Annotated in this window: 12 protein-coding genes, 1 pseudogene and 1 riboswitch; of the genes and pseudogenes, 6 read left to right on the top strand and 7 right to left on the bottom strand. The window is 35.7% G+C overall.

The window, feature by feature from the left end:
• The first annotated feature begins 191 nt into the window (after positions 1-191).
• Positions 192-1,055: a YitT family protein gene (locus ACFSFY_RS10410; protein ID WP_381537835.1), complete on the top strand. Its 864-nt coding sequence runs from the start codon at positions 192-194 to the stop codon at positions 1,053-1,055.
• Between the two features lie 90 nt (positions 1,056-1,145).
• Here the strand turns inward: ACFSFY_RS10410 and cuyA are convergent, their stop codons facing one another.
• A complete protein-coding gene (gene cuyA / locus ACFSFY_RS10415; protein ID WP_381537836.1) occupies positions 1,146-2,159 on the bottom strand; it encodes a D-cysteate sulfo-lyase in 1,014 nt (337 codons plus the stop codon).
• Between the two features lie 100 nt (positions 2,160-2,259).
• Between cuyA and ACFSFY_RS10420 the strand changes: the two genes are divergently transcribed.
• A complete protein-coding gene (locus ACFSFY_RS10420) occupies positions 2,260-2,739 on the top strand; it encodes a VanZ family protein (protein WP_381537837.1) in 480 nt (159 codons plus the stop codon).
• A 377-nt stretch (positions 2,740-3,116) separates the two neighbouring features.
• Positions 3,117-4,607: a peptide MFS transporter gene (locus ACFSFY_RS10425; protein WP_381537838.1), complete on the top strand. Its 1,491-nt coding sequence runs from the start codon at positions 3,117-3,119 to the stop codon at positions 4,605-4,607.
• A gap of 93 nt (positions 4,608-4,700) precedes the next feature.
• On the opposite strand, the gene ACFSFY_RS10430 is transcribed toward ACFSFY_RS10425, so the two are convergent.
• The 3 genes from ACFSFY_RS10430 to ACFSFY_RS10440 form a co-directional block, all read right to left on the bottom strand.
• Positions 4,701-5,213, bottom strand: coding sequence for a cupin domain-containing protein (locus tag ACFSFY_RS10430; RefSeq protein WP_381537839.1), 513 nt, complete (start codon positions 5,211-5,213; stop codon positions 4,701-4,703).
• Between the two features lie 24 nt (positions 5,214-5,237).
• A complete protein-coding gene (locus ACFSFY_RS10435) occupies positions 5,238-5,912 on the bottom strand; it encodes a 2-hydroxy-3-keto-5-methylthiopentenyl-1-phosphate phosphatase (protein WP_381537841.1) in 675 nt (224 codons plus the stop codon).
• Positions 5,913-6,046: 134 nt separating this feature from the next.
• Positions 6,047-7,240 carry a 2,3-diketo-5-methylthiopentyl-1-phosphate enolase gene (locus ACFSFY_RS10440; protein ID WP_381537843.1) on the bottom strand — a complete coding sequence of 398 codons (1,194 nt, stop codon included), beginning with the start codon at positions 7,238-7,240 and terminating at the stop codon, positions 6,047-6,049.
• Between the two features lie 184 nt (positions 7,241-7,424).
• Positions 7,425-7,529, bottom strand: a riboswitch (SAM riboswitch).
• 214 nt (positions 7,530-7,743) lie between these two features.
• On the opposite strand from ACFSFY_RS10440, the gene ACFSFY_RS10445 reads away from it, so the two are divergent.
• From ACFSFY_RS10445 to ACFSFY_RS10455, 3 genes are all read left to right on the top strand, one after another.
• Positions 7,744-9,411 (top strand): glycerol-3-phosphate dehydrogenase/oxidase, encoded by a 1,668-nt coding sequence (locus ACFSFY_RS10445; RefSeq protein ID WP_381537844.1) that lies wholly within the window; start codon positions 7,744-7,746, stop codon positions 9,409-9,411.
• Between the two features lie 47 nt (positions 9,412-9,458).
• Entirely contained in the window at positions 9,459-9,761 is a 303-nt protein-coding gene (locus ACFSFY_RS10450; RefSeq protein ID WP_381537846.1) for a YunC family protein, read from the top strand.
• Between the two features lie 564 nt (positions 9,762-10,325).
• Entirely contained in the window at positions 10,326-10,958 is a 633-nt protein-coding gene (locus tag ACFSFY_RS10455; RefSeq protein ID WP_381537848.1) for a hypothetical protein, read from the top strand.
• Positions 10,959-11,413: 455 nt separating this feature from the next.
• Here the strand turns inward: ACFSFY_RS10455 and ACFSFY_RS10460 are convergent.
• From ACFSFY_RS10460 to ACFSFY_RS10470, 3 genes and pseudogenes are all read right to left on the bottom strand, one after another.
• Positions 11,414-11,787, bottom strand: a pseudogene (locus ACFSFY_RS10460) (DUF5412 family protein).
• Complete coding sequence (locus tag ACFSFY_RS10465; protein ID WP_381537850.1) at positions 11,780-12,220, bottom strand: hypothetical protein; 441 nt, start codon at positions 12,218-12,220, stop codon at positions 11,780-11,782. The pseudogene ACFSFY_RS10460 and the gene ACFSFY_RS10465 overlap by 8 nt, the downstream one beginning before the upstream one ends.
• A 40-nt stretch (positions 12,221-12,260) precedes the next feature.
• The gene (locus ACFSFY_RS10470) at positions 12,261-12,434 is read right to left on the bottom strand and encodes a hypothetical protein (RefSeq protein ID WP_381537852.1); all 174 of its coding nucleotides are present in this window, start codon (positions 12,432-12,434) and stop codon (positions 12,261-12,263) included.
• Positions 12,435-13,553 lie beyond the last annotated feature (1,119 nt).

Raw genomic sequence — 13,553 nt, forward strand, 5'->3', positions numbered from 1 at the left:
TTATTAATGGTGACTACAATCTATCTATATGTTCAATAGACAGTATTATATATATAACTAAAACTTTCACATGAGCGCTTTTTATATTAAAGTACAATTAGATACATTAAGTATTGGAATGACCCAACTTTTTTCTTGTTTGAATAAATCGGCTATTCCTATACTTTAATAAAAGGAGGTATACTGGTGCATTGAAAAAAATTCATAAAAAAGAATCGATTCGGCATTTTATTGGTCGCTATATACTCATTTCAATAGGAGCCGCACTTGCAGCGGTATCACTTGAGCTGTTTCTTATTCCCAACTCTGTAATCGACGGAGGTATTATTGGTGTTTCTTTAATCTTAAATTTTATGACTGGTATTCCCTTTGGTGTCCTCATCCTAATTATCAATTTGCCTTTTCTGTTTTTTGGCTACAAGCATATCGGCAAAAACTTTTTCATCTCTTCCTCTTATGCAATTACATTATTGGCAATCATTGAGTTTCCACTGAAGTCTGTAGGACCATTTGTAACCGACCCTTTACTTGCTACTGTTTTTGGCGGACTAATACTTGGTGCAGGTGTCGGACTTGTCATACGTCACGGCGGCGCTTTAGACGGTACTGAAATCTTAGGTATTTTACTTACAAAAAAAATCCCCTTTTCAGTAGGAGAATTTGTAATGTTTTTCAATATATTTATTTTTACCTGGGCCGGTTTTGTTTTAACTTGGGAAAAGGCGATGTATTCAATCATTACATACTATATCGCTTCAAAAGCAATTGATGCAGTTATCCAAGGTTTAGATGAAACTAAAGCAGTAATTATTGTTTCGGATGAATATGAAGAATTATCAACTGCAATTAATGAACGTTTAGGAAGGAGCGTAACGAAACTCCATGGAAAAGGCGGATTCAACGATAGTGAAAAAGATGTAATTTACGTCGTAGTCACACGTCTTGAAATTTCTAAGTTGAAACTAATTACACACGATATTGATCCTACAGCTTTCGTAACAATTATGAACACTCAAGAAACCCATGGAGGTAAGTTTAAATCCGCAATCCATTAAACTTCTTCGGAATGATGCCATGTCTAAAAATCGAAAAGACGACTAATTATCGTCTTTTCATTTCGTGTAGTATAAGAAATAACTTCCTATTTATATTTTAAATAAGTCCTTATTGAACAAAGTATGATTGGCATATAATGAAGGCGATCCACCGGTGTGAATAAATAAAACATTTTCATCTTTTGCGAATTTTCCTTGTCGAACTAAGTCAATCAACCCCGCCATTACTTTTCCTGTATAAACTGCATCTAAAAGAATACCTTCTGTTCTCGCTAACATTTGTACCGCTTCAATCATTCCATCCGTAGGTATTGTATAACCCCCGCCGACGTAATCATCATAACAATTGACACTGTCCTCAGAAATAGTAAATGGCACATTCAAAAATTTAGCTGTTTTTTGAACCAAATCTTGAATTACTGGAATTTGATGTTCGTTAGACCGAGACACATTTATCCCGCTTACTTTAACGGATGCACTGTTGCCATGAAAACCTGCAATTAAACCTGCCTGCGTGCCACCACTACCACTCGCGACTACTACGTGATCAATAACTAAGCCACTCTTAAATGTTTGGTGTAGAATCTCCTGTGCACAAGCGGCATAACCAACAGACCCCAAAACATTCGACCCACCAATTGGAATTAAATACGGTTTTCTTCCAGAAGCAATTAGTTCTTCACCTAAGATATTCATTTCCTCGATGACATTCGTACCGTTTTCCACAACTTTAATATGTTCTACCCCGAGTAAATTATATAATAGATTATTCCCGTTTGCATCGGCATCATAAGAAGTGGATGGCCCTTCCTCCAAAACAAGTTGACACTTTAAGCCTTCCTTCACCGCTGCCGCTAATGTTAAACGACAATGGTTCGATTGTAGCGCACCACAAGTTACAATTGTATCCGCTCCTTTTTCGAGAGCATCTGCAATAAGAAATTCCAATTTCCTTGTTTTATTACCTCCGCCAGCTAATCCCAATAAATCATCCCGTTTAATATAAATGTTTGGTCCATCCAATAAGTCCGTAAGTCGATCCAGCCTTTCTATCGGCGTTTCAGCATATGTGTAACTTCTTCTTGGTAATCTAGATAGCATCATTAGTTTTCCCACTTTCTATAGTATATTGTTACTTCAAATTATACCTTAGTGCACCTGCTTATTTAATGAAAAGTCGCATTTTATATGTTAAAATTTTCTTATGAGAAAACTAATCGTACTTTTACTATTGCTAAGTGTTCTGTTTATATCTTCAGGTCAAACGTATGAACAACAATCAATCATACCCACTCTTCAAAAATGGCTTCCAAACAAACCATTTGAATCCTTGCTCATGAAACTTGAATTTCCATATTGGGGAATAAAAGTTTCCATTGAAGAGAGAGGATATTATTACTTCATCGAATTCTTAATTCGAAAGAGTGCTCATTTTTTCATCTTTGCCTTTATCGCTACCGCAGTATACGCTGTTTTACCAAAACTTCGATTTCGTTTACAAATTGCAGCAGTCATTACATTAGTTTTAGCCTTTCTAGATGAATTTCATCAATACTTAACGGGTGGTAGGACACCGTCTTTACAAGATGTTTTTCTCGATATGCTAGGAGCGTTAACAGCACTTGTTGTTATATATATTGTAAGTTTAATAACAGCTCACAAAAGCTCTTCTAAGAAGATGTAACATCTTCTTAGAAGAGCTTTTGCAAAACTAATTATCACCACTATATACTAAATTTCACTATTTAATTAATAGTATTTTCAATAATTAAAATTATATTAAACTTGTATTGATTCGACATTATAATTCATCATTAATAACTGCAGTGAATTCAAAGATGGGTTAGGTAACAGAATTGTTGCAATAAAAGGGGTATTCCTACTATAGGGATATCCCTTTTTTTCAGTCATTTCTTGTTGCATCTTTGGATTTTACGTATTATATTGAGATAGTCTATTTTTATTGTTCAGACATTTTTATTTGTGTAAATTAAAAATAATAGGGTATTAATTAGACGTATAATTCTTTAGTATCCGAAATCAGAACGAGGAGGTTTCATAGTGTCAAACTTAACCAAAGAACAAATTGTAAAAAGCGTGCCACAAAAAGGATTTTTTGGACACCCAAAAGGGTTATTCACATTATTCTTCACTGAATTTTGGGAGCGCTTTTCCTACTATGGTATGAGAGCCATTCTCGTCTTCTATATGTATTATGAATTATCACAAGGCGGACTCGGGCTTGATAAAACCTTGGCCCTTTCAATCATGTCTATATATGGTTCTCTTGTATATATGTCTGGAATCATCGGTGGATGGTTAGCGGATAGAATACTTGGTACCTCTAGGGCGGTATTCTTTGGTGGAATATTTATTATGTTCGGGCATATTGCTCTAGCTATTCCAGGAAGCATTACGTTATTCTTTGTCTCAATGGTTTTAATTGTAATTGGAACAGGGTTATTGAAACCTAACGTTTCTAGTGTTGTCGGTGATATATATGCTGAAGGTGACAATCGACGTGACTCTGGATTCAGTATTTTCTACATGGGTATTAACATGGGTGGATTTATTTCACCACTTATCGTCGGTGAATTGATGAAGACAAGTTTCCATCTTGGATTCGGTGTTGCTGCACTTGGTATGTTTATAGGTTTATTAGTATTTGTATTTACTAAGAAGAAAAATCTTGGACTTGCAGGTACACAAATTGCAAACCCACTTTCACCTGCAGAAAAAAAGAAAACATTTTCAATCTTTACCGTGACGGCCGTCGTGCTTGCCGGTTTCATTGCGTATGCTATTCCAAAAGGTTGGCTCACATTTGAGTCGTTCATTGCAGCTGTCGGGGTTCTTGGATTCCTAATTCCAACTGCCTATTTTATTGTAATGTACAGAAGTCCAAAAACAACTCCGGTAGAACAATCTCGAATTATTGCCTATATCCCATTATTCATTGCATCTATTATGTTTTGGGCAATTGCGGAACAAGGGTCAACAATTCTTGCACTATACGCGGATACAAGAACTGATTTGAATATAATGGGTATGCAGATATCCCCTGCTTGGTTCCAATCTGTAAATCCATTATTCATAATCGTTCTTGCTCCAATGTTTGCATGGATGTGGATGAAGCTAGGAGATCGTCAGCCATCCATTCCTAGGAAGTTTTCTTTAGGATTACTCTTTGCCGGTCTATCCTTTATTGTTATATTAATTCCTGGATATTTCGGAGATGCAAATACACTTGTAAGTCCATTTTGGCTTATACTCAGTATATTTATAGTTGTTCTCGGTGAACTTTGCTTATCACCCGTCGGACTATCCGCGACAACAAAACTTGCACCTGCTGCTTTTTCGGCACAGACAATGAGCCTTTGGTTCTTATCCAATGCTGCAGCACAAGGGTTAAACGCACAAATTGTAAAACTCTATTCTGAAGAAACTGAATTGCTGTATTTTGGAATTATTGGTGGAACTGCGATTGTTCTTAGTATCATTTTGTTCCTTATCTCCCCTATAATTTCAAGATTTATGAAGGGTGTACATTAATTTTAATTTGCAAATACTCATCCTTTGCTTAAATTTTTCCATAACAAAACCGACATTCCTTAAAGGATGTCGGTTTTGTTTTGAAACGAACTATTAATAGACTGCTACCCAACCTTCAGGTGTAACAAAAATACGAACGGCTACTACTTTGCGATCTTCCGCGAGAGTGAAATAATGGCGAATGTTTTCCGGCACGGAAATTAAATCTCCAGGAACGAGATGTACTTCAAAAAATTGTTCGTCTTTTCCTTGGATTACAAATACGCCGTGTCCACTCACGATAAGTCGTACTTCATCGTCCGTATGGTGGTGTTCCTTTTGGAAATTTACAAGCAACTCGTCCAAATTAGGTGTCGTTTCCGACAGAGAAATGATATCTGCAGTTTTATAGCCGCGCAGCTCTGAAATCGTGTCAATTTCAGTTTTAAATGCATTTAAAATACCTTGTTTATCTTCATCAGATAAGTCGAACTTTTCTCGAAGATTTTCAGGAACCTTGTTTATATCCCAGTGTTCATAGATAACTTCTTGCTGTTCTAAAAATGCTGCAACCTCTTTTTCTGATTCAATTACTATGTCCGTTCCTTGAATTGTAATCGTCGCCATTTTCATCTTCCTCTCTAATTTAAGTTATTGCTTACTATTAAATTCTGTTTCTACGATTCGTATACAATCGTAAAACGTTTCAAAAGGGTGGTAAGGAATTCCTAACTTCTTACACTTTTCGATTAAGTAGTCCCTTGCAATCACAACATCAGCAAGTTTCGCCGCTTCAAAGTCTGTCACAGAATCTCCAATGACAATACTCGTTTGTTGTTCGTTTGTTAAGTTGCGAATAATTGTTGGTTTACAACAGCCACATCCTTGGTTTGTACAATTCGCATCACATGAATGTGGAAATTCAATTTTAATATTCTCACCCAAAAAGTCACTTTCATTACAATAGACTTTATCGAAAGGACCAAATGGTTCAATCAGTGGATAAACGAAAAAATCGATGCCGCCACTTACTATATAAAGAGGAATGTCTTGATCTTTTGTAAACTGTACAAATTCAGCAAAGCCATCTCTAATTTTTGCATCTTCCAATACAAATGAAATGATTTCTTCTTTTTGAGATGTCGCGAGCAAAGAAAACATTTCCTTAACACCTTTTTGAATGGAAATTTCTTGTGCTAATATCGCGTCTTTAATTGTTTCCCAACCAGGTGGTCCAAACTTCTCCATTATATTAACGATGTTATCTTTCATTGTAATGGTCCCGTCAAAATCACAAAAGATAACGGGTCTTATTGATGTACCCAATTTTCTCAACCCCCTTCTACATATTACCGATCACCGATAATTCATAGTTCTAACTATAATAATCAAATTACAATCAGTACTTGAAGATATGTTTGTCATAATCACTACTCAATTGTGAATTTGAGAATGCTACTTTAATTCGGTTCAATTACGCCCCATTGGGTAATTGCCTGTTGCAATGGTTTAGATGTTTTTGCAGCTTCTTGTAAAGATATCTTTTGAACGCTTGCATCGATTGCAGCTCTAAAGGCTTGTGCTCCAGCAGTTGGACCATCAGAATGACCAAAAATACCCCCACCTGCATTGACTACAAGATTATCACCAAAATCATTCACTAATTGGGGTACCATTCCGGGATGAATTCCAGCAGATGGTACGGAAAACGTTTGTTCAAATCCATTCTCCTCCGTTAGTGCTTGATTAATAGCCAAAGCATCTGAGAGCGGTATAGCAACATTACCATACGGACTTGGATACAAGGAAAGATCCCCACCTATAAGACGTGTAAGCTTTCCAACGAGCAACGAGTACGAATATCCATGTCCTGCTTGTCCAGCAAGAACGCCGGATAAAGCAGAATGTGCCAATATTGGCAACCCAACATTATTATTTTCACGCAATCCTTGCAGTGCATCTAAACCATACGCATGCACATTAAATAATAATGCATTTGCTCCTAATTCAGCAGCTTGCTCCGCTTTTTCATGCAATTCATGCGTTCTTCCAGATAAATTAACGGCATACAGTGCTCGTGCTCCGGTATTTTCATAATGATTATGAATAATTTCTTTTGCAGTCGTAATTCTTTTCAAAAATGGCGTCAATTCATTTTCAAATAAAATCTCATCATCTTTTATTAAATCAATGCCGCCAGCCAGTAAATCTTCCAATTGTGAAGAGAAAAACTTTAAATCTTTACCCATGACACCTTTGAAAATGGCTTTTAACAAAGGACGATCGTATACACCTAATTGTTCACGAATACCTTTTGTACCAAATCTGGGACCTGGGAACTTACCAAGTAAATCTGCATCGAAATCCATATCGATTAACTCATATCCCTCAAAGAAAGATAATTTACCATAAACTGTGGTTAAAATTGCTGGTAAGTCTGCAGAAAAATTTGCGGAAGGATAAAATATTTTCACCGTATCTTTTAATTCGCCCTTTTCCACTGAAATTACTTCACCTTTATGTTTTTTCAATTGCTCCTGTTCAAGATGTGGAATGTCCGTCCAAGATCCAATTGTCAGTCCAAGCGCATGTTGCTCAGCAATCTTTTGTTGATTTGCATCTGTTGGAAATAAATAAGTAGCTGTTAAACCCATATTGCATCCTCCTCGATAAATCTAATAATTAGTTCGGTTGAAAATGTTTACTCTATAACTCTTTCATAGATTTTGAACTGTTTCAATCTAGAGTTAAACTTAATTTCACCTCTAACACTATCTATCTGTTTACCATAACGCTAAAAAAGACCCTATCAATTAAGAAGAGGTCTTTTCAAACAACTTCTTATCTTTTAGCTCTATTAGCTAGAAGAATTAGCACCGTGCTCAAAATGAGTCGGTTGCCGGGCTTCATTGGGCTTTTCCCTCCGCCTGCTCTGGATAAGAGTATATGTGATTTTTTTGTCTATAAAAATAGTACTTGAATTATTTCATGAAAGATTAATATTGTCAATATATTAGCAACCTGTTAAATAGTATAAATACATACATATTGCTTAACTATATCTGGTTATTCAAGTAATTTCAATAGGTATAGCCCACGGTATTATAGTATCATTTAAGTAAATCACAGAAATTATCAACGGAGGTGCACACATCTTATGAATAAACAAACTTCTAATTCTCATAGGCATGAAACGATTGCAAAAATGCAAACAGAAGAATTTGATGTATTAATCATTGGTGGCGGAGTAACCGGGGCCGGTATTGCAATGGATGCAGCAAGCCGGGGATTGAAAACGGCTCTCGTAGAAATGCAAGATTTTTCTGGTGGTACTTCCAGTCGTTCAACAAAAATGATTCACGGTGGTTTGCGCTATTTAAAAAGTTTTGAAATAAAAATCGTGTCGCAGGTTGGAAGAGAACGAGCTATCGTCTACGAAAATGGTCCGCATGTTACCACTCCACAGTGGCTTATTTTACCTATTTACAAAAATGGTACATTTGGAAAGTTCAGTTCATCAATCGGTTTGAGAGTTTATGACATGCTTGCGCGTGTTAAGAAAGATGAAAGAAAAAGCATGCTTACTGTAAAGGAAACGCTGCAAGCTGAGCCCAAGTTCAAGCAGGAAGGATTATTAGGTGCAGGGCGTTTCGTTGAATACCGTTCAGATGATGCCAGGTTAACAATAGAAGTTATGAAAGAGGCAAAAACACAAGGAGCAACAGTACTCAATTACACTAAAGTTGAAGAGTTTCTTTATACAGACGAAAAAATTGTTGGAATAAAAGTTGTGGATCAGTTGAACGGCGAGTCTTATGAAATACATGGCAAAAAGATTGTGAATGCTGCCGGTCCATGGGTTAATACAGTAAGAGAAAAAGACCTTCCTTTGGACAATAAAAAATTACACTTAACAAAAGGTGTGCATATTGTCTTCGATCAAAGTGTATTTCCATTGAAGCAGACCATTTACTTTGATACTCCTGATGGCCGAATGGTTTTGGCAATTCCAAGAGATGGTAAAACATATATCGGAACAACAGACACTGATTATGCCGGCGATTTAAAAAACCCCAAAACCACTGAACAGGATCAAAACTACTTACTGGATGCTATTCATTTTATTTTCCCGGATTTAGAGATTTCGCAATCTGATATTGAATCTAGTTGGGCAGGACTGAGACCTTTAATCCAAGAAGAAGGAAAAGATGCTTCCGAAATTTCAAGGAAAGATGAAATCTGGAAATCGAAAACCGGACTCATAACGATAGCTGGTGGAAAACTAACAGGTTACCGAAAAATGGCGGAAACGATTGTAGACTTAATAACATCCGAATACCAAAAAGAGGACGATAAAATATATTCTCCATGCAATACAAAAAACATGCCCATTTCGGGCGGTCACGTAGGTGGTTCTAAGCGTTTTGAAGCATACAAGTATTCCAAAGTTCGCCTAGGTATGGATCATGGTTTATCAAAAGAAGTCGCCTATTCTCTTGTTCAAAATTACGGTTCCAACATCGATCGTATTTTCGCGTTAATCGAGAACTATAAAACCGACGCAGAAGAGTTTGGAATGCCTGTAGATATCTATGCTCAGGTCGTCTATTCGATTGAAGATGAATTCACTTGTACTCCTGTCGATTTCTTTTGGAGACGTACCGGAGCTCTTCTGTTTGATATCGCTTGGGTACATAAGTGGAAAGAACTTGTAATCGATTTAATGTCTGAAAAACTCGAATGGAGTATTGAGCAAAAAAAGGACTTTACTGCTGATTTAGATAAACATCTGGAAAATGCTACTGTCGTTTCTGAAGAAGAGTAACCCATTGCTACTCCCCTAAATATATATAAGTGAAAGGGGTAGATTAAATGGTGTCATTGACGACTGTTATTATTGATGGGTATTCATTTACTGCAGTAACGGTTCATTTACCAAAGACTACATTGTTAACTGTTTCAAACGAAAATGGGTATATAATGTGTGGTGCACTAGATGTAGGCCTATTGAATAGGCATTTGAGTGACCGCAAAATTATAGCGGGCAGAGCAGTTGGCGTTAAAACAATTGACCAATTGCTTAATGCCCCACTCGAAATGGTTACAACTGAAGCAGAAAGTCTCGGGATTCATGCAGGTATGATTGGTAAAGATGCCTTATTGAAAATGGTGTAGCTTATAAAGGGAACCGGTATAATAAACGAAATTAAATACAAAAAAGAGTCCTAATTCGATTATGAATTGGGACTCTTCATTTTTCTAATGTAATAAACTTTAGTATTTATACACAACAGGCTTTAGATAGGCTATTGGTACTCTAATCAACTAAGTGTCTGGAAGTAATTTTTGTCGGCAAACGCACCCAAGTGGAGATTTCTTCACACGTTGATTTCCGTTCCAGACGGACGCACCCCTTTTTTTGCACAATGCTAAACGATTAAAACATCCTAATACTGAAGATACTCGATTGTATTTAACTTTTGATTGCTACAATCAATTTGTTAATTGATATTATCGCCAAGACTGCTAAAATAACTAATCTTCCGCATAAATCCCTCATAAAAGCAGATAATATGCTGAGGTGATCAGATCATGTTAAAAACAAGGATTGGTTATATTATTTGTTTTTTAATTATTTTAAGCTTATTTGTTTATAGTAAGTCCTTAAATACAAAACTAACGGAGTTATCCATCTCGCAACCGAATAATATTAAAAGTGAACACAAACGGATTGAGGAATTGGAACAACGTTTAGACAGCCTTGAACCACCTGAACCTACCACCATTCTTGATTCACCTTTCCCTTTTGAAGAGGGAACCGATGTGAATTATCCTACCGATGCCATCCCTATTTCAGAAGTGTTAAAAGAAGGAATAAAAATCCCTTTCAAAGTAATAAAAAGCGAACCAAACTATATTAGACCAATTTACGAAGAACACTGGCATAGCACGACTGGAAGATGGAGCTATATTCCTTCTCGAATACACTATTCTCTCCACCGAATGTTCCCTTATTATTCCATTGGGATTTCAGAAGAATTACATTTTACACAGAATGTAGGTATTGCTGCTAATACTGCAATGAATGAAACTGACCTTGACCTGTATATAGTTGTGTTTCAAACAAATATCACAGATGTTTATACAAAAGGAAATCAAGTTGTTGTTGTTGGAACACCTAAACGAACAGGAGTAGAGGTTATAAACATTAAAACAGCAGATATACACCCGAGTAATAAAGAGAAGCTTTTGTTAGTTCAGGTAGCAACTAATGAAGAAGAACTTGATTATTCTTTAATTCGTTATGAATCACCCGATTTTTGGTTGCAGACAAAACAAAGAAATGAACGTGAAAAGTCTGAAATAGAGTGAACCTTTGCCTTATCAAGTAAGTTGATAAGGTCATTACTTTATATAATCATTCTTCTTCAATTCTTTGGCCCGTTTGTTATAAGGTGCAAGCCCTGTGCAACAATTGCGCACTATTCTAGAATAAAAAGGATCAACTCAATTATCTATATTTTTTCTAATGAATTTGTCTTTAAGATTTAAAATAAACTCAAACAAAAAGAAAGCTAATAAACCACTCCAAAAAATATAACTCGGAGAGAACAAGACGCTTTCTGTAGATAAATAATAAAAAAAGTTCACTGCTGACACTAGCATGTAAGTATAAAAACCGAAAATCATTCCTTTTCTCGAGTTGAATGATTCTTTATCGCTCATCTTTTTGAAGAACACCACATTGTCAGCTCCTTAACTTCTTAAATAGCCCGATTATAGCGTAACTCTTATGCATTAATCGCACCCGTTAACAGTGCAGTGAATTACTGATCCCTAAAATCAAACTTATCCTCTGGCACGTCTAGAGAATGCCCATTAATTATTACCGTGTCATTATCAAACCACTTTTTATCAGAACCATCTTCCTTGGGATTCCAGTAAACATTCTTAGTTTTTTTATTTTTTTATTTTTTTTATTGAAAACCAACTCACCACGAACTGTATAAGACGTTGTAGCTCCACCGTTAGCAACATATGCTTTTACCGTAAACTTACCATCAGGTGAACTTTCTTCCGTGAGATATTCACCCTTCGGTTACCTATTCATATCAAAAAATGCCCAATATACGCCGTAACCAAGTAATTCGTTAAAAAGCAATCCTACTATGCCAATTGAGTGGCGCCTTTTTTCATTTATTTAACAGTATTGCAGGTATCACTGTTAATAAATCACTGACATCTTTATCATCATGATAACTTTTAAGTAGTTTAGTAGTTAACGTAGTCGGTATGTTTTCTTTGTCATCCGCTTCAATACCTATAATTTCAAGAAGTTCATTATGAAATTCTTGGAACGTAGGAGCTATACCTGTTTCCTTATAAGCTTTTTGCATTCGTAAAGGTAACATTTTAGCGTTATAAGAATCCTCGGTATTAACATCGTGTTTTAATAAAATATATTCTAAATCCGAATTGAATTCTTCGGTATAAGAATTCTCTACTATTTTAATTAGTACATGTTCTAATTTTGATACTGTTTCTTGTATTTCAAAAAGGTTTTTATCCATAATTTCAATTGTATTAATTAATTCTTCTCTTTCTTTTTCTAAAAAAAGAATTCTTTTTTCCATTTTATTAATCACCTCGGGGTTCTATATTTTTTTGTATAGTTTAAGGTCCGAATACTTTCATTAACTCTACAATAAAGCTTGAGACTTTACTAGCTGTTGACTTATTACCTAATGGTTTTGTAAGTGCTTTTGTGAGTTCTGTTTGAACTTTACCATAAGTTACATTGTCCATCTTCTCTAATTTTCTAAGTAGTGGTTTTACAGTACCATGCATGACATTTCCAAATTTCGCGGCAGTTTTTTTACCAAGAGTTTTTCCTATGAGATTTGTGATTGTAGTTGTATTATTTACTGCCCACTTTAGACCTTTTTTTACAGCATAACTAGGTAATGAATAAGTGGTTATGTCACCAGGCTTTAACTTTTCATCGTTGTTAAAAGAAAATTGTCCTAATGAATTCTCGATTTCTTCTATTTCTGATGTAGTAAACTCTTCATTTTCAACGATAATAAAATTGGATTGACTTGCATTTTTGTCTACAGAATCTGCTTGTACTAGTCCCGGAGTTACGACAGAGAAAAGTAAAAATGTGATTAAAGATAATAAAATGATTTTCAGTCCGCGTTCTTTTTTGATAATATTATTGATTATAATTCCTCCTCTTTTCAGATAACTTTTTAAAAGTGTCTACCATTGGAGTTCAGTTCAAATCGTCATAAAAACCGTTTTATAAACTTTCTTTTTTTCGTTTTTGGATACCTTTTTAGTCCCCATTAAAATACACCTCTATCCAGATAATGGCCCGTTAGCATAAGATGCTTTTTTAGATAACACACTCCGTTGCTTGGAGTGCAGGCGTCGACTCCGAGAGAATCAGCGAAAGTCGTTACGAAGAACGGCTTTTGCGAGATAAAGCGTTAGCTTTTCGAGCATATCTTTGCACTCGCTTTGAGACCCTGGACCGTAGCGCAGGAACATTAAGTCTGCCTTAATTTCTGCAAAACCACAGAAATACGGCAAAGCGAACACTTCGCTGTTCACTTGGCTCAAGCCACGCCCAAAGAAGAATGGTTTTTATTCTTCTCCACCGGAACGCAAAGCAACAGTTTTTCTACATTCGTTTTTGGCCCGATTGCGGTACGAGCATAATTCTACTATATTACACGTTCATAATGTGCGAAAGGTTTCATTCCTCCGAAGGTTGTAAATCCAAGTATTTATGTTTCGACTTTCTTATTTCATCCTCTCAGTTACTCTAACTATAGGTATCCATTAAAACTAGACTCTTATTACGTTTATTAAATCAATAAAAGCATCGCTAAAAATATGCGATGCTAATTGTTATTCATATTTGATGATATTTGACACTTTATTTCAACTGTTGTCTGCCTC

The sequence above is a fragment of the Sporosarcina siberiensis genome, assembly GCF_042681925.1.
In the GTDB taxonomy this organism is placed as follows: Bacteria; Bacillota; Bacilli; order Bacillales_A; family Planococcaceae; genus Sporosarcina; species Sporosarcina siberiensis.